Origin of the sequence: Beggiatoa leptomitoformis, from assembly GCF_001305575.3 — a bacterium.
Lineage (GTDB): Bacteria > Pseudomonadota > Gammaproteobacteria > Beggiatoales > Beggiatoaceae > Beggiatoa > Beggiatoa leptomitoformis.
Genome location: NZ_CP012373.2, coordinates 1,722,613 through 1,739,829, shown reverse-complemented (window position 1 = coordinate 1,739,829; position 17,217 = coordinate 1,722,613). Strand labels below are relative to the sequence as shown.

Sequence of the window (17,217 nt, the reverse complement as noted above, 5' to 3'; positions counted from 1 at the left end):
AGGATATTATGATGAACGAAATCAAAGATGATAAATATACTGTGACTTATCACCCCGACGATGCCAGCGTCATATTTGGCGGTTCACTGATGCTTAATGGCGCACCTGCTTATGAACCTATTTTAAACCTACTCAAAGATGCAGCAGAAACGCAAGAACCAAATCCGCTAACACTGGATATTCGTTGCCTACAATTTATCAATAGCTCAGGCATCAACATGATGACGAAATTTGTTATGTATATCAGTGAGATTAAAGAATTAAAACTCAATGTTACCTTACTGAGTTCACAACATGTTGCGTGGCAAAGAAAATTATCCACCAATTTGCAACGTTTAATGCCACACTTACTGGAAAAATTAGAGTAATTAATAAACCTCACCACAATACCTACTTTATATCAAGGATGTTCTCATCATGTTTGGCGACTTTTCTGCAAGTAATCCTCCATTATTTAAACAACTAGCAGAATTGCAAAACCAGCTCGACGAGTCAAATGCAGAAAAATTACAACTCGAATCTCAACTAAATGCACTAAAAGCACAACAATTATCTTTACTAAGAGAACTTAAAGAACAGCAGTTAGTCACGGCAGAAATAACACAATTACGACAACAAGTAGATATTCTCGCTAAAAATAAAAAAAAGCTGGAAATATCCTTAGATGTTATTACTGAACATGCTGATTTATTTGAAATGCAATTAGTTGATGCACAAAACAGTTTAGAACAAAAAGTAACTGAACGTACCCAAGAGCTGGAAGAGAAAAATAATCAATTACAAGCTGAAATTCAAGAACGTTCACGAATAGAAACCGAGCTGCTCCATGCTAAAGAATCTGCGGATGTGGCGAGAATTTCTGCTGAAATGGCAAATCAGGCAAAAAGTATCTTTCTTGCCAAAATGAGCCACGAATTACGTACTCCATTAAATGCCATTTTAGGCTATGGTGAGCTTTTACAAGAAGACTTAACCGATATGGGACTTGCAGAATTTAGCAACGAGCTACACCAAATTCAACGGGCGGGAGAGCATTTACTTTCATTAGTCAGTGATATTTTGGATGTTTCTAAAATTGAAACCGAAACGTTAGCACTCTCGCTTACCGAATTTACCGTTAATGATATGGTGAATAATGTCGTATCTCTTATCCGCCCAACCTTGAAGGGTAATATCTTAGAAGTAAGATGCTTTAATAAAGTAGGCACAATGCGCGCTGATGCAACACGTGTACAACAAATCCTACAAAATTTACTTTCCAATGCGATAAAATTTACCAAACAAGGACGAATCTGTTTTGCCGTCAAACTCAGGGCAGACTACGTTTATTTTCGGGTAAAAGACACAGGCATTGGTATTCCTGCGGAAAAATTATCTAGTATTTTTGAGGCGTTTAACCAAGTAGATAATTCCTACACTCGCCAATACGACGGTTCTGGTATCGGTTTAACGCTGTGTAAACAACTGTGTCAGGCAATGAATGGCGAAGTCTATGTAAAAAGCATACTAGGTCAAGGCAGTGCTTTCACTGTACAATTACCTCGTTATCCAGAAAATGACTGAACGGAATAATCCTAAATAAATAGTAAATCTCTTGCAACAGTTTATTAGGCAAGAAGTTTTTTAATAATAAAATGCTAAGGATAAGTCTTTTTCTTAATGTGAGACTGTCTTAATTAGAATTGACTGGATTATCAAGGCTATTATTTTTTATCCCGCTTAAATCGCCAAATCCTGATTTAGTTAATTATTGTGTTTATTATTTTATGTTCAGCACTTATGTTTATTCTCTATACGGTTTCTGCATAAAAACCCTGATACCACGCAACAAACCGTTGTAACCCTTCGGCTATCTTAGTTTGTGGTTTATAAGCAAAATCATGGATTAAATCATCAATATCTGCGTAAGTGATAACAACATCTCCCGCCTGCATAGGCAAGTAGTTTTTCTTAGCGGTTTTTCCCAAAATTTGCTCTAAGACTTGAATAAAATCCAGCAATTTAACGGGTTGATTATTTCCAATATTGTATAAGCGATAGGGGATAGTAGCGGTTGTTTGTTCAGGCGGATGGTCTAAAACGCGCATTAATCCCTCGATAATATCCGCAATATAAGTAAAATCCCGTTGCATATTACCATTATTATAAATATTAATGGGTTGTCCTGCTAAGATAGCTTGGGTAAAGGAAAAATAAGCCATGTCAGGTCTGCCCCATTCACCATAAACAGTAAAAAAACGCAGTCCCGTTGTTGGTAACTGGTAGAGGTGAGAATAAGTATGCGCCATGAGTTCATTGGCTTTTTTACTGGCTGCATATAAACTGGCAGGGTGGTCGGTATTATCTTGAGTAGAAAAGGGAATTTTGCTATTAAGTCCATAAACACTGGAGCTACTGGCATAAACTAGATGTTGCACGGGATGATGGCGACAGGCTTCTAACAGATTCATAAACCCAACAATATTACTACTTATATAACTACTTGGGTTTTCTAAGGAATAACGTACACCCGCTTGTGCAGCAAGATTCACAACGATGTCGAATTTTTCTTGGGTAAACAGGATTTGCAGTGCGGCATTATCTTCTAAATTAAGTTGGATAAAGCGATAATTGGGTGCAAGTGTGCTAGCGACAAACGTATTATACGATGGGTTTTGAATGCCTGTTGCATTCAGCCGTCCTTGTTTTAGACGAATATCATAGTAATCATTGAGGTTATCCAAACCAACAATGTCATCACCGTGCGTGATTAAACGGGAAACGAGATGAAAGCCAATAAAGCCTGCTGCGCCTGTCACTAATATTTTCAAGAGATAATATCCTGTACGGTTAGTAGGCGTTTTTGTTAAGAAAGCCTTTATAAATGGTCGCAAAAATAATTTCTAAGTCTAACCAAACTGACCAGTTGCGGATGTATTCTAAATCGTACTCTACCCGTTTTGCCATTTTTTCTAAGGTGTCTGTTTCACCACGCCAGCCATTGATTTGCGCCCAGCCTGTAATTCCGGGTTTTACTTTGTGACGTAACATGTAGCGGGGAATCAGTTTGCGGTATTGTTCATTATGCGCAACAGCATGTGGGCGAGGGCCTACAATGGACATACGTCCTTGTAAGACATTAATAAACTGTGGTAGTTCGTCTAGTGATGTCCGACGTAAAAAACCACCCAACGCGGTAATACGTGGGTCATTACGTTGCGCTTGGGTGACTTGTTCGCCATTTTCACAAACATGCATAGTGCGAAATTTCCAAACTTCAATGACTTCACCATTTAATCCATAGCGATATTGTTTAAAGAGAATTTCACCTTTAGAGGTAAATCTGATTAAACAGGCAATGACAAGCATGGGTATGCTGATTAGTGTCAGGATAAAACTGGCTAATAGCATGTCTTCTAGGCGTTTTATCCATGCACCATAGCCTGAAAAGGGGGTTTCATAAATGCTAACCGCAGAAAAATCGCCAAAATTAACAAGTCGCGCATGAAGCATTTCTAGCATGAATAAGTCTGGAAGGAGGATATAAACAGAAGCGGTTGCATCTGCAAAAGCGGTTACTAACTCTTGTATGCGGGTCTCAGCTTTCATAGGAAGTGCAATATAAACAAGGTCGATTGCACCTGTTCTGGCAAGTTCTAAGGCAACATCTGGCGTGCCTAAACAATTTATTGTGGTGTTGATTATCAGCGGCTGTTCTGTTACGGGTTTAAAGTCGTCACAAAAACCGTATAAGCGTATGCCTGTTTCTGGACGTTCTAATAATGTTTTAGCAAACTCTATTCCTAGCGTGTCAGCACCAATAATAATCGCAGTTCTGCCATTTCTACCTGATTCGCGTAAATAGCCAAGTAATGAGCGTAATGTTAAACGCCATAAACTCAAAATAATGGGAACAAAAACCAGCCATGTAAGAATAACCGAGCGTGAAAGGTAGTCTGAGGCTTTGAAGGTAAACCCTAAAATAAGAAGAATGCCTGTTACCAAAAACCAAATACGCCAAATAATTTGAATTTCGCCAACCAGCGCACCGCCCCGCCATGAATGATAAAGATTATTGAATTCAGCAATAAAAAAAAATAGCCCCATTGCAAGCAAGGTGGTGGACAAGTAGTAGCTATGTTCCCAAAAAACATTCCATTGCCAAGCAAGAAGCCACAGCGTCCCACCTATCCAAAGTGCATCCACAAGACGAAATAAAACAGCCAGTTTCGCATGATGGGGACGAATTAAACCACCTGCCATAATAAGCGTTCCTTACTTAATCCAACCTTGTTCGCGGTAGTATTTTGCAGCACCCGCATGAAGAGGGGCAGTATTCCCTAACATCATTTTTGCGGGGGTTAAATTGGCAAAAACAGGGTGGAGTTTTTTTCCTTCAGCAAAGCTAGAAAAAACCGTTTTCACGACTTCATACACGATGTCATCTGGAACATCTGTACTGGTAACAAGGGTTGCTTTGGTACTAAAACTAGATATATCATTTGGATGACGTTCATAAGTATTGCCTGCAATGATGGCTGTGTGGTAATCCTTTTGTTTTGCAATAAATTGTTCAACTGCATTACCACTGACGTTTAGAATGGTCGCTTCATCACAGTATTTCTCTGATAATTCCCGTTGTCGACCCGTATCTATTGCTTGACGGACAGAAACACTAGGGTGTCCTGTCATATAAACAAATGCATCAATTTGGTTATGACAAAGCGCGTCAGCTTGGTCAACATCACGAATTGCAAACGCTTGAAACATGGTGTTATCCCAACCAAAAGCTTGCATAAGATTTTCCATAGAAGCGCGTTGTCCTGAGCCCGCTTCTCCAATGTTAATGCGTTTACCTTTTAAGTCATCTAAGGTTTTAACATTTGCATCTGCTCTGACAACAACCGTGAAGACTTCGTCAAAAATGGAAAAAACTGAGCGTAAATTTTTATATTTTTCATAAGCTTGTGTTTGCCAATCAGCTTCAGTAAAACCAAATTGAAGTTTCCCTTCGGCAACTTTTTCCAAATTTTCTATTCCACCCGCCGTTAGTTCTACCGTGCAGCGTAAGTGATGTGTTGCAAATTTTTCATTTAATCCACTACATAAAAATCCCCCTGTTGGAAAGTAGAGATTAATCACACTGCCTGAGCCAACATGAATATAGCGAGTGTCCTCCGCTGCAAATAAGGAAGGACTGGTCAATAGGCTGAGACTTAAGCCCAGATAAATGAGAAGAGAACGAATAGGCGATTGCATTTTCAGATAACTCCGCTTATGAACAGGTACTGGCTAGTAAAGGGGTATTGGATTGTCGATTTTGACAAATAGTTGCACGACGATGATAACGTTGAATAAGTGTTGACATTTGATTAAAGGGCATACTCAACCCACGTTCAATCATGTATATAACAGTCAACTGTGAGGAAGCGGGCAGGCGATGCCAGTTAATTAACCCTGTTTCTACAATATCTTGTTGAATAAGTGGTTCCCATTTTCCCAGTGAGGCAGTATTGTCTAACGCCTGAAAAAATTGCTTATCATATTGACGTAAATAATATTTTAAGAGTGTAATATTATTCCATGTGTAGGCGGAACTCGGTCTAGTACGAACAGATTGTAAAAAATAATTCAAGGCTTGCGTTTGTAAATCTTCATAGAGTGAGAGGGAATCATAGGTAACGAAACGCAGTTGCCAATGGCTTAATTGTGCTTGTAATTCTAGTAGGTCTGGCGCATTTGGTGTTAAAAAAGCAAGTTGTTGGGTTTTCTGTTGAACAATTGTCCAACGGTCTTGCGTTAAATGGGTGGGTGATTTTGTCCACTGGCGCATTTCTTGGCGCACTTGACGGGTTAAAGCATCCGCAATTCCCCAACACCCTGCATAATAAATAAGGATAATTAAGCCAAGAATAAAACACGTATTCATGAGTTTAATAAGTATTTGAGAATATCGCATTTTATTCTATATTCCTTTGACGTACTGCAACACACTCAACTGGCAACAATTTTTTTCGTAGCAGACGAACCGTATGTGCCGTAATAATCGCTATAACCGCCATAGTAGCCGTATTTAGTACCATAATATCGTGACAGTTCTTTAGGAATAACCTGATTAAGCACAACACCTATAGGCGTTTTATTAATAAGCATTAAACGTCTAATATCCCCTCTAATCAACTGATAAGGGGTAAAGTCTGCTTTAGTCACATAAATAACGGCACTAGCAACTTTTGCAATCATGAGCGCGTCACTCACAGCATGTATAGGCGCACTGTCGATAACAACATATTTATATTGCTTTTCCAGCTCTTTTAATACTTCTGCAAAATGTTGTGATGATAACAGCTCTAACGGATTGGGGGGCAGCATACCACTAGGGATAAGGTCTATATCCACCCCTTCCAAACGATGAATACATTCCGTAAATGGTTTCGTTCCCGCAACCATTTCAGACAAACCGGGTGCGTTGTCAGTCAGTCCAAAGCCTTTACCAACAGAAGGACGACGCATATCTGCATCAATCAACACGGTTTTATCTAATTGCCCCAAGGCAAAGGCTTGATTAGTTGCAAAGGTGGTTTTTCCTTCAGCGGGTAAGGATGAAGTGACGAGTAATGTTTTATGGGGATTATCCACATTTGATAGCATGATACCCGTTCGCATACTGCGAATAGATTCTGCAAAGTAGGAGTGTTCTTCCTCCACAAAGACAAATAAAGGTCTTTGTTTACTTTTACGATTGGTTAATCTTGGCAGAATACCCAGCAGTGACATGCCTAACTTTTGTTCCACATCGTCACCATGTTTTAAGGTATTGTTCAAATGCTCTAGTAAAAAGGCGAGGAAAATAGAGAAAAGTAACCCTGCAATCATCGCAACCGCAACTAATTTGAGTTTTTTCGGTTTATAAGCTGTTGTCGGTGTAACAGCGGCATCCACGATTCGCCCAATGGTTTTTTGTTCCGTTTGAGTGACACCTGTTTCTTTAAACCGTGCCAGAAACATATCATACAGTTGGCGGTTGGCTTCAACATCACGTTGGCGTACACCTAAATCATATTGTTTACGATTGATACTTTGAATCTCGCCTTCTTTTTGGCGCATACTACGATCTAGGGTTGCAACATTCGCCCGATCTACTTCGTATTGCTTTGTAACACTATCAATAATTCGTTGTACCGCACGGGCTAAATTGGCTCGGTTAGTTTCCAACTCCGTTTTAACTGCAATCATTTCAGGATGTTGGCTGCCATAGCGTTTCCCTAATTCTGAGGCTTTTTGTTCTAAGCCTACTTCTGTTGACTTTAAACTACCGACTAGGGGATCAGCAAACACGGCGGGAATGGTTACTAACACGTCTAATGGTTTGCCTTTAGCCCGTTGAATTTGCTCATACATATTACTGGTTTCTGCCAGTTTGCGCCGAGCTGACCCTAAATCTAAACTAATCTGTGAGAGTTCTTGTGATGCAACGCTTTTTACACCTGCAACATCAACCAGTTTTTGACTCTCCGTAAAGCCTTGCAAATTCTTTTCTGAGTCTTCTAATTTGCCACGCAAACCATCTAGCCGCTCTGTCAGCCAAACAGTTGCTTTTTGAGTCATTTGTAACCGTGATTCTAGGTCATTTTCTACATAAACTTCGGCTAAAGTATTGGGTATTGCACTGGCTAATTCTGGGTCGGGTGAATCATAGGCTATAGCAACGATTTGACTGCCTTTAGTATCTTGGATAACTAAATAACCTTTTGAAGGTAATCGAGGCGGCTCTAAGGCATTTGTTGGTGGCACAGGGGTTGTGCTGATTCCCCAATCGCTTAACCATGTTTGCCAATCCAGTGGCATTCCAAAAAGACTGGGTATTTTTCTAGGTTGTGGCTGGAATTTTTCGGGAAATTGTTTTTGTATGCGTGCGACGGTTTCTTCCCAGACTTGCATAGAACTGAGAATGTCTATCTGCGTTTTCATCTGATCATTTCTGACACTAAATTCTTGAACAGAAACAATGTTGGGGGATTCTACATTAATTAAAAATGTTGTGGTCGCTGTATAAATAGGCTGTAAAGTGTAACTAATTAACCATGCTAATAATCCAATTAATAGGGTTAAACGCAGAATACGCCATTTGTAGCGATTAATAATATTGAGATAAACTCGTAAATCAACCTCGTTTTCATCAACACTGTTAGTAAACTCACTGGATGTAAGCTGTTTTTGGGTGAAGTTCATAAACCGAATGGTGTTATTAACTAACACCATGCCTTCCTTGAAGTTGTAAAAAACGATAGGTAACTAGAAGAAGCTCTCTTCTACGGTGATAATATCACCTGGTTGTATGTAAGTATGTAATTCTGCTTGAATAGGTTTATTCCCCTCACGCAAAATATAAATCTTGCGTCGCGAAGCACGCTCGGTAAAACCACCTGCTAGAGACGCGGCTTTTAAAATGGTTAAACCGGGAGAGAACGCATATCCACCGGGTGTTTTTACTTCACCATTAATAAAAAACTTACGGTATTCCATGCTAGAAACCGTGACTTTAGGCGTAACGAGGTATTTGCCTTCAACCAAACGAGTTGCGATTAATTTTTCTAACTCACCAATGGTTAAACCAGATGCTTGTAATTCGCCAAGTAGCGGATAAGAAACTGTTCCTGCATCACTTAGCCGATAATTACCGCTCAGGCTTTCCTCACCAAATACCGTGATTGTAATTTGATCACCACTCGCCAGTTGATAACCAGATAAATCCGCAATACCTGTTGGGTTTATAGGGATTTCTTTAGAGTAATCGTCACCACCACATGCTGTCAGCAATAAACAAAGGCTGACCAGCATTAAAAACTGTTTAATACACATTTGCTTTCTCAATACCTAATTAAAAGCTAGAAAATAACGTCAAGGATACTACTCGTTGATCATAGTCTTCATCAGGATAATTAGAGGTGAAATTCACAATATTAATGCCACTGCGCAAACTTAACCACCGACGCATCTGATAATTGAGGTTAAGATACACGCTGTTTTTATCATCATTTCTATCGGTTCCCCCAAAACTAATATCAGCATAATCATACCCTGCTGTAGAAGACAGTCGCGTATTCCACGCATAAGTCCATGCCAAGCCCAGCGCATTGGTTAAGGTATAATCGCCAAAACCTTTATTTTCCCCAGTCATTCTTGAGGCAACGACATCAAAAAGTGAGTAAGTTCTTGGTCGCCAATTCAGTATAGCTTGTAGATATGTGCCTGTATAATCTGACATAGTGTCATCCTCCATATCTCTATTACTGTATCCAAAATTGACTGTTCCTGTGGTTTTAGCTGTTGCAAACCAGCTTGCGCCTAAGCCATAACGATACTCTTTACTGTCAAAACGGGAGCTAGTTTTATATGTGTTATCAGTGATATCAAGATTCACAAAAACATAGGTTTTTGGTTGTACACGATAATGAAATGCCCCACCAAATCCTAAACTATCCCTATCGGTTAATGCCGCAACGCGCGATTCATCATAACGAACAGTCGCATAATTAGCTTTTATTTCAATGCGTCCTTTTGCACCGGGGCTACCATAACTGAGATTTCCGCCTAATGTTGTTGTATCCCACTTGTTAGGGTCACCTGCTTCATCAAAATCGGTTGTTCCACGGGGGTCAAAATCTTTTCGATGACCCGCTGTAAGCGTTGCATGAAATTTATCAGGTAAATCTAAATCGGTAGAACCCGTTATGCCATAATTTTCTGCATTGTCTGCGGAACTACCAAAATAGCGAATAACATTAGCATCAAAACCAATTATATATTTATCACTTAAGCGTTCTAACTCCCACTTGACGGAGGGTGTGAGACGCATATAACTTGAGCCAATTTCATCCGTGCTAGATTGTATGACATTATCGTTATAGCCTAAATCAATACCTAAAGAAGGATAAACTGTTGTAGGACCTACGGGAAAACCACCTTCAGCGAGAGTTAAAGGGGTGTAAAGACATAAAAGACAGCCTAGAAAAGTGTTTATTGATGGTTTCATAGAATTATCCATGTTAAGCGTTTGCTCAAATAGTAAAAACACCTACATGTAGTATTGTGTTTTTTATCGGCATTTATTGTACCAATTTAAAACGAGTTTACTACTTTGATAAAAAGAGTCGATTTAATGCGATATGTATCACGGCGGCATTTTATATTAAAAACTATTTGAATTTATTAATATAAACCGAGTGCTTTGTTAGCTGTATTTTTACTAATACATGGTGAACTTTTGGTAAAAGCAAGTAAAATAAACCGCTTGAATGCTAATACTTAAAACATCCTGATTTTGAGTATATTATGCCATGATCTCGCTACTTAAAAAAGTTTACAACAAAGCGTTGTATATTTACAACATTAAATCAACTCTTATGCTAACACCACCCTTATCTGACCGTTTTATTTTTATTGGATTACTTGTGCTGATTATTTGGCTTCCCATCCCTTTTGCGAGCAATCATGGATGGGCATGGGCATTGATGGAAATTGGTATTTTTTGTTCATGGATTGCGTGGCTTACTCTATTTTTGCGCCAAAAAATTAAGCTCCCCCCGTTGTTATCTCAAACCTTGCCCGTTTTATTATTGTGGGGGATTTGGCTTGTTTATATTACTTTACAGTGTTTTCCTCTACCCTATTATTGGGTTGATACCCTATCTCCAGCGACTGCTCAGCTATATCGCCTCGCAAATTTTGGCACTCCCCCCCCCGCTATTTCCTTATCGATAGACCCCTACATAACTCGAGTAGAACTTCTAAAGAGTATTAGTTATGCACTCCTTTTTACACTCACACTGGTTCTTGTTAATCGCCATTCACGGCTGCGTTGGGTTGCTTATTGCCTATTAATGAGTGGGGTAGTGCAAGCGGTTTATGGCAGTGTTATGACACTGACGGGTTGGGAATATGGTTTTTTTCGCTCGAAAACAGCTTATGAGGGTTTTGCGACAGGAACATTTGTTAATCGTAATCATTTTGCTAACTATCTGATTTTATCTTTTTCTATGGGATTAGGGTTGTTAATCAGTCAATTACGCGATACTCATTATGAAACATGGCGACAACGCTTACGTGCATGGTTAACCTTCATTTTCAGTCATAAAATGCGCTTACGTTTATACCTGATTGTGCTCGTGATTGCCTTAATTTTGACCCGTTCCCGTATGGGAAACATTGCTTTTTTCAGTAGCCTTCTTTTAACAGGCTTTATCGGCTTGCTCTTTGCCCGTCATACTGCTCGCTCGGTTATTATTCTGCTGCTGAGTCTAATCATTATTGACTTACTGATTATGGGAACTTTTTTTGGCATAGAACAACTGAGTCAACGTTTAAATACGACCCATATTCTTGGGGAAGAACGCGGTGATGTCTATCTCTACGCGCTCAACTACTGGCGTGATTATTTCTGGTTAGGCTCAGGTTTAGGCAGTTTCTACGTCGCTTTTCCACAGTATTGGGAAGCGGGTTTAGGCGGATATTATGACCATGCCCACAATGATTATTTAGAGTTTGCAACAGGAACAGGCTTGATAGGCTTAGGATTACTCGCCTGTATTGTTTTATCTTCATTGAGTATCGCGTTATTGACACTGTATCGTCGACGTGACCCCTTATGTCGTGGCATCGCGCTTGCGGTTATCATGGGGATTACGACTATGCTCATACACAGCCTTGCGGATTTTAATTTACAAATTCCTGCTAATGCTGCCACCTTTGTCATCTTCCTAGCCCTCGCTTGGGTCAGTTATTTTATGCCACGTCATGCCCCAAGAACTGCATAAAATCTGGGCGTTTATCGTCCGCGACTGGCAAAATGAACAAAGTTATAAACTGGTTTTTCTGCCTGCTTTTTTTAGCTTATTCACCTTACTATTCACTTTCTTTTTTCTCGCTCGCCTATTTAATCACGCACAACTCCCTGCATTACAACCCTATGGCGGGGATTATTTTGCTTTCGTCTTAATCGGCTTGGCTTTTTTTAACTACTTGGAAGTATTACTTAAAGGCTTGCCACAACATATCCGCGAAGGACAACTACTCGGTACATTAGAAGCGTTATTAGTCACCCCCACTGCCTTACCTACCTTAATCATCGCCAGCATTGTTTATGATTTACTCTGGGCAACCGTGCGTGTGGGGGTTTATCTAGGATTAGCCGTATGGGTTTTTCATCTGTCACTTCATGCCAATTTAATCGCCGTAAGCCTATTACTTTTCCTAACCCTAATCACTTTCAGTAGCTTGGGTATTTTTACGGCTAGCATCGTTATTTTGCTAAAAAAAGGTGAAGCGATTAGCAGTTTATTTGTAAGCCTATCGCGTTTACTCTGTGGTTTATACTATCCTATCAGCGTATTACCCGACAGCTTACAAACCCTTGCAGGCTTATTTCCTGTCACTTACGCGCTAGAAGGTTTACGTCTCGCCCTGCTACAAGGTTACTCACTGTCCATGCTAACCCCAATCCTGACACCCTTATTTCTATTTGCCCTCTGTTTACTACCGACTAGCCTATTCGCTTTTCACCATGCGATTCAACGGGCAAAACGCGACGGAACACTGACACAATACTAATAATATGAACATACTACATGTTATCGCTAATCTAGCCCCCCGCTATGGTGGCCCTGCTAAAGCCTGTTTTGAAATTGCCCGCGCTGTTGCACAACGTGGACACAACGTTACCATTTATACCACCAATCAAGACGGTGATACCGAACTCGATGAACCGCTCAATCAACTTTTACAACGTGATGGGGTTAATTTACGCTTTTTTCCCATTCAATCCCCGCGTTTTTGGGGAACATCGCTCCCTATGGCGACAGCCCTTGCTCATATCATCCCTAATATGGATATTGTGCATGTTCATTCCCTCTATTTATTTCACAACTTAGTCGCGCCTTGGCTGTGTCGTTGGTACAAAAAACCCTATTTAATGCTTCCACATGGCACGTTAGACCCTTTTTTATATCACCGTCACCGCCAGCGTAAACAACTCATGGAATGGGCATTTGAAAATCGTAATATTCGCCACACCACCGCAATGCACTTTATTACCCCAGAAGAACAAACATTAGCGAATCCCTATATTTTCAACGCGCCGAGCGTTGTCGTTCCGCTAGGATTAAACCTAGAAGAATACGACCAACCCAGCCCGCCGAATTGGTTAGCCCGTTACTATCCTGAAACCAAAGATAAAAAAATTATCCTGTTTTTTGGACGCATCCACTTTAAAAAAGGCTTAGATTTACTCATTCCTGCCTTTATCACCCTTGCCCAACAACAAGCTGATATTCATCTTGTTATTGCAGGCCCTGATGATGAAAACTATGCCGATAGCCTTAAATTATTACTGCAAACAAGCGACATGCTACATCGCGTCACTTTTACAGGCATGGTACAGGGTGAAGAAAAACTTGCCGTATTACGTGAATCTTACGTTTTCGCGTTGCCTTCATATTCAGAAAACTTTGGTATTGCCGTTTTAGAAGCAATGGCCTGTCGTTGTCCTGTCTTGATTTCTGATAAAGTTAATCTTCATCATGACATTCAAGCCGCACAAGCAGGCGTTATCGTACCGTGCGAACAACACGCGCTACAACAAGCCCTTGCAGAATTACTCGCGAATCCACAACAAGCGCAAGATTATGGTAAAAAAGGTAGGCAACTGGTAGAAAATCGTTTTCAATGGCAACGTATTGGCGAATTAATGGCGCAAACCTACCAACAACTAATTGATAAACACCGTGTCCGCTGAATTTCAGTTGCTTTGCCACGTAAAGCATCCTGATGTCCTATCTAACCTACTTACACAACCGATAGACTGGAAAACGGTTTTATCATTGGTTGACCGTCACCGCGTCGCGCCCTTACTTCATCAAGCACTAAAAAATCAGCCTTTAGTGCCTGATGAAATTCGCCAAGCCCTTCATCAACGGGTTGAAAAAAATACCCTGCGCGCTATGCGGAATTTAGCCGCATTACAAACCCTATTAAGTGAATTAAATCGATTAGCCATTAAAACCCTCGTCTTAAAAGGTGTAGGACTTGCCTTACAAACCTATGGGAATATAGGGTTACGTCATGCGGGGGATATAGATTTACTCATAGATGTAAAGGATTTACCTCACGCTGAGGCTCTATTGCAACAACTGGGCTATCAACGTATTCAACCTGCATTTCCCTTGAAAACGTGGCAATATGAAAAAATTCAACAGCTTTGGAATCAGTTTGAATATTACCATCCACAAGGACAACGCTACGTTGATTTGCACTGGCGACTCTCTTACAACCAAGCCTTATGTGATTTCTCTTTTGCGGAATTATATGAGCAACATCAAATAATTAATATTCAACCACAAGCAATTCCCATCCTTGCACCCTTGCATAATCTGCTTTATCTAACGGCGCACGGCAGTCAACACGTGTGGGGATGTCTATTTTGGTTATGGGATATTAACTTGTTATTACAGAAAAATACGTTTGACTGGACACACATCATCACCACTGCTCAACGGGTAGGTTGTTTGCGTCCCCTGTTGCAAGGCATAGTCTTAGCCCAGCATTTACTGAATAGTCCATTACCTACGGATATTCAAGTTTATTTATCTAAAGATTCCATGATTACTAAACTGGTTAATGCAGGCGAACAGTATTTGCAATTGCCCATTCCTTTGCCTTTACATCATGTGTTATGGCAGAAACTCTACTATGACGTACACCTAAATCCGCGCTGGACATATCGTCGCCAATTGTTGCGCCATGCGTTTCTACACCCGCATGATTGGCAAACCATGCCATTACCTAAACAGCTATTTTTACTATATTATCTGTTTGGTTCAGTTTTATGGCTAAAACGACAGTTATAAATCCCCATCAAGCAACAATAAACAAAGAAAAACAACGGATACTACCGCTTAACGCGATATTATCCGTACTATAGCTAACGCACTTTAAAATGATTATTGTAGGGTGGAATAGGCGCAAGCCGTATTCCACAACAGTGCAAGCTTTCTGCATAAACTCAGCTATTTTTGGCGTTTTATGGTGGAATACGCTACGCTATTCCACTCTACATTAAGCTGCTTTTTAAGTTGCGTTAGCTATAGTAACCGTATTTTAAAAAGAGAATAAGAAATGACCTATTCAACAGATTGCCGTAAAAAAGTATTGCTCGTTACCAAGTTTCACTTGGTAATGCCTATTCGCCAAGCGCTGCTTGGCGGGTACTTGAACGCCCCACGCTTAAGTCCGCTTGTACTCGGCAAGCGGAGCTTGCAAGGCAGGCATTACCAAGCAGAGCTTGGTAACGAGCAAATTTGATGCGCTCTTTTTACTGATATTCTGTTTAATCTTTTTATAGTACTGTTGCTATAGTCTATTAGAAAAATAAACCATCTAATGGGGAAGAGGCTGATGCAAAACGTTTAGACGGAATCCGCCCTGCTAAATAAGCCGCACGCCCTGCTTCAATCGCTTGACGCATGGCATAACCCATTAATACAGGGTTTTTTGCGCCCGCAATCGCCGTATTCATCAGTACACCATTACAACCTAACTCCATTGCTTGCGCCGCGTGTGAGGCTGTCCCTACGCCAGCATCCACTAAAATCGGCACTTGAGCATTTTCAACTATTGTTAATATATTTAATGGATTACGAATTCCTAAACCGCTCCCAATCGGTGCTGCTAAGGGCATAACGGCAACACAACCCATTAATTCCAACTGTTTAGCGACAATCGGGTCATCATTGGTATAAACCATGATTTTAAAACCATCTTTCACTAAAATTTCAACCGCTTTCAACGTATCAATGATATTAGGAAATAAGGTTTTTTCGTCGCCCAATACTTCCAATTTTACTAAATTATGCCCATCCAATAACTCCCGTGCTAAACGGCAAGTCCGCACCGCATCCTCTACGGTATAACAACCTGCGGTATTGGGTAAAATCGTGTATTTGTCCAGTGGCAATACATCTAATAAGTTGGGTTCATTAGGATTTTGTCCAATATTGGTACGTCGAATCGCAACGGTAATAATTTCTGCACCGCTGGCTTCAATCGCTTGGCGGGTTTGTTCTAAATCTCGATATTTGCCTGTACCGACTAATAAACGAGATTGATAGGTAACACCATCAATGACCAAAGGATCAGCAGGTGGTGTATAAGAAGAAGTAGAAAGCATTATTAATGATTTTCCTTACAGAATGTAAAAAAGCGGGCAATTAACCGCCACCAATTGCATGAACAATTTCAATTTTATCTTGTGCTTGTAAACGATACAGCCCAAACTGACTACGCGGAACAATTGCCTGATTAACCTCTATTGCTAAACGCCGACCCGTTAAAGCCAATTGTTCAATCAATTCTTGAACCGTTAACGTCTCATTCACGGTTTTTATTTCGCCATTGACAACGATTTGCATATCGGTTTCACTCAGTGAGTTATTAAAAACACCGTTTATCATAACATTCTCGTTACAGGACAAAAACAGAGCATGGCTTTCAAACTACGTGGGCTTTATGTCATTACGGATAGTCTCTTAATGCCAACAACAGCCGAATTAGTCGCAGGCGTTATTGCGGCCATTCAAGGCGGGGCGCGGGTTGTGCAATATCGGGATAAAAGTACCGATAATGAAAAACGTTTACAACAAGCATTAGCCTTAAAAAAGCTGTGTCAGCAACAAGCGGTTTTATTTATTATTAATGATGATGTGGGATTGGCAAAACAGATTAATGCGGATGGTGTACATATAGGAGAAACGGACAGCACTATTGCACAAGCCCGAGCAGTTTTAGGGCAATCCGCAATAATCGGTGCATCGTGTTATGCCAGCATAGAAATGGCGCAACAGGCAATAACAGCAGGGGCTGATTATGTGGCTTTTGGGAGTTTTTTCCCCTCCCCAACTAAACCCGATGCGCACCTTGTAAGCCTTGCCGTTTTGCAAGCAGCGCGTCGACAATTAGTTTGTCCCATCATTGCGATAGGTGGAATTACCCTTGAAAATGGGGGCGCGTTAATCACTGCTGGGGCGGATATGTTATCTGTCGTGAGCGGTGTGTTTGCAGCAAAAGATATTGCAGCCGCCGCCCGCAGTTATACACAGTTGTTTTTGGGGTAGTATTTAGCGTGTGTTATCAAACAGAAGAATATCAAGGTTTAAGCCAAAAGCATCAGCGTAGAAATTAAATAAA

At 40.5% G+C, this 17,217-nt stretch carries 17 protein-coding genes; 8 read left to right on the top strand and 9 right to left on the bottom strand.

Annotated elements, in window-relative coordinates; translation table 11 throughout:
* Positions 1-8: 8 nt before the first annotated feature.
* Positions 9-368, top strand: coding sequence for a slr1659 superfamily regulator (locus AL038_RS07265; protein ID WP_236839491.1), 360 nt, complete (start codon positions 9-11; stop codon positions 366-368).
* A 49-nt stretch (positions 369-417) separates the two neighbouring features.
* Positions 418-1,563 carry an ATP-binding protein gene (locus tag AL038_RS07260; protein ID WP_062151088.1) on the top strand — a complete coding sequence of 382 codons (1,146 nt, stop codon included), beginning with the start codon at positions 418-420 and terminating at the stop codon, positions 1,561-1,563.
* Between the two features lie 227 nt (positions 1,564-1,790).
* Here AL038_RS07260 and AL038_RS07255 read toward each other — a convergent pair whose 3' ends face one another.
* From AL038_RS07255 to AL038_RS07225, 7 genes are read right to left on the bottom strand one after another with little or no spacing between them, the layout of a single operon-like run.
* A complete protein-coding gene (locus AL038_RS07255) occupies positions 1,791-2,810 on the bottom strand; it encodes an NAD-dependent epimerase (protein WP_062151085.1) in 1,020 nt (339 codons plus the stop codon).
* A gap of 19 nt (positions 2,811-2,829) precedes the next feature.
* Complete coding sequence (locus AL038_RS07250; RefSeq protein ID WP_062151082.1) at positions 2,830-4,242, bottom strand: undecaprenyl-phosphate glucose phosphotransferase; 1,413 nt, start codon at positions 4,240-4,242, stop codon at positions 2,830-2,832.
* Positions 4,243-4,254: 12 nt separating this feature from the next.
* Positions 4,255-5,238 carry a TAXI family TRAP transporter solute-binding subunit gene (locus AL038_RS07245; RefSeq protein ID WP_062151079.1) on the bottom strand — a complete coding sequence of 328 codons (984 nt, stop codon included), beginning with the start codon at positions 5,236-5,238 and terminating at the stop codon, positions 4,255-4,257.
* A 16-nt stretch (positions 5,239-5,254) separates the two neighbouring features.
* Positions 5,255-5,938: a hypothetical protein gene (locus tag AL038_RS07240; protein ID WP_062151076.1), complete on the bottom strand. Its 684-nt coding sequence runs from the start codon at positions 5,936-5,938 to the stop codon at positions 5,255-5,257.
* Between the two features lie 35 nt (positions 5,939-5,973).
* The gene (locus tag AL038_RS07235) at positions 5,974-8,241 is read right to left on the bottom strand and encodes a GumC family protein (protein WP_062151073.1); all 2,268 of its coding nucleotides are present in this window, start codon (positions 8,239-8,241) and stop codon (positions 5,974-5,976) included.
* 33 nt (positions 8,242-8,274) lie between these two features.
* Entirely contained in the window at positions 8,275-8,841 is a 567-nt protein-coding gene (locus AL038_RS07230; protein WP_062151070.1) for a polysaccharide biosynthesis/export family protein, read from the bottom strand.
* A gap of 19 nt (positions 8,842-8,860) precedes the next feature.
* Positions 8,861-10,015, bottom strand: a complete 1,155-nt coding sequence (locus AL038_RS07225) for an outer membrane beta-barrel protein (RefSeq protein ID WP_062151067.1) — start codon at positions 10,013-10,015, stop codon at positions 8,861-8,863.
* Positions 10,016-10,385: 370 nt separating this feature from the next.
* Here AL038_RS07225 and AL038_RS07220 point away from each other — a divergent pair, with 370 nt between their 5' ends.
* The 5 genes from AL038_RS07220 to AL038_RS07200 all read left to right on the top strand — a co-directional run bounded on the left by AL038_RS07220 (position 10,386) and on the right by AL038_RS07200 (position 15,336).
* Positions 10,386-11,795: an O-antigen ligase family protein gene (locus AL038_RS07220; protein WP_161575448.1), complete on the top strand. Its 1,410-nt coding sequence runs from the start codon at positions 10,386-10,388 to the stop codon at positions 11,793-11,795.
* Positions 11,776-12,588 carry an ABC transporter permease gene (locus tag AL038_RS07215; protein WP_062151059.1) on the top strand — a complete coding sequence of 271 codons (813 nt, stop codon included), beginning with the start codon at positions 11,776-11,778 and terminating at the stop codon, positions 12,586-12,588. The genes AL038_RS07220 and AL038_RS07215 overlap by 20 nt, the downstream gene beginning before the upstream one ends.
* 4 nt (positions 12,589-12,592) lie before the next feature.
* On the top strand, positions 12,593-13,771 hold the full coding sequence (locus AL038_RS07210; RefSeq protein ID WP_062151056.1) for a glycosyltransferase: 1,179 nt from the start codon (positions 12,593-12,595) through the stop codon (positions 13,769-13,771).
* Positions 13,761-14,882, top strand: a complete 1,122-nt coding sequence (locus AL038_RS07205; RefSeq protein ID WP_161575447.1) for a nucleotidyltransferase domain-containing protein — start codon at positions 13,761-13,763, stop codon at positions 14,880-14,882. The genes AL038_RS07210 and AL038_RS07205 overlap by 11 nt, the downstream gene beginning before the upstream one ends.
* Positions 14,883-15,150: 268 nt before the next feature.
* Entirely contained in the window at positions 15,151-15,336 is a 186-nt protein-coding gene (locus AL038_RS07200) for a hypothetical protein (RefSeq protein WP_062151051.1), read from the top strand.
* Between the two features lie 58 nt (positions 15,337-15,394).
* Here the strand turns inward: AL038_RS07200 and AL038_RS07195 are convergent, their stop codons facing one another.
* Positions 15,395-16,201, bottom strand: coding sequence for a thiazole synthase (locus AL038_RS07195; protein WP_062151048.1), 807 nt, complete (start codon positions 16,199-16,201; stop codon positions 15,395-15,397).
* 40 nt (positions 16,202-16,241) lie between these two features.
* Complete coding sequence (gene thiS / locus AL038_RS07190) at positions 16,242-16,484, bottom strand: sulfur carrier protein ThiS (RefSeq protein WP_236839489.1); 243 nt, start codon at positions 16,482-16,484, stop codon at positions 16,242-16,244.
* Positions 16,485-16,514: 30 nt separating this feature from the next.
* Here thiS and thiE point away from each other — a divergent pair, with 30 nt between their 5' ends.
* A complete protein-coding gene (thiE, locus tag AL038_RS07185; RefSeq protein WP_062151045.1) occupies positions 16,515-17,144 on the top strand; it encodes a thiamine phosphate synthase in 630 nt (209 codons plus the stop codon).
* Positions 17,145-17,217 lie beyond the last annotated feature (73 nt).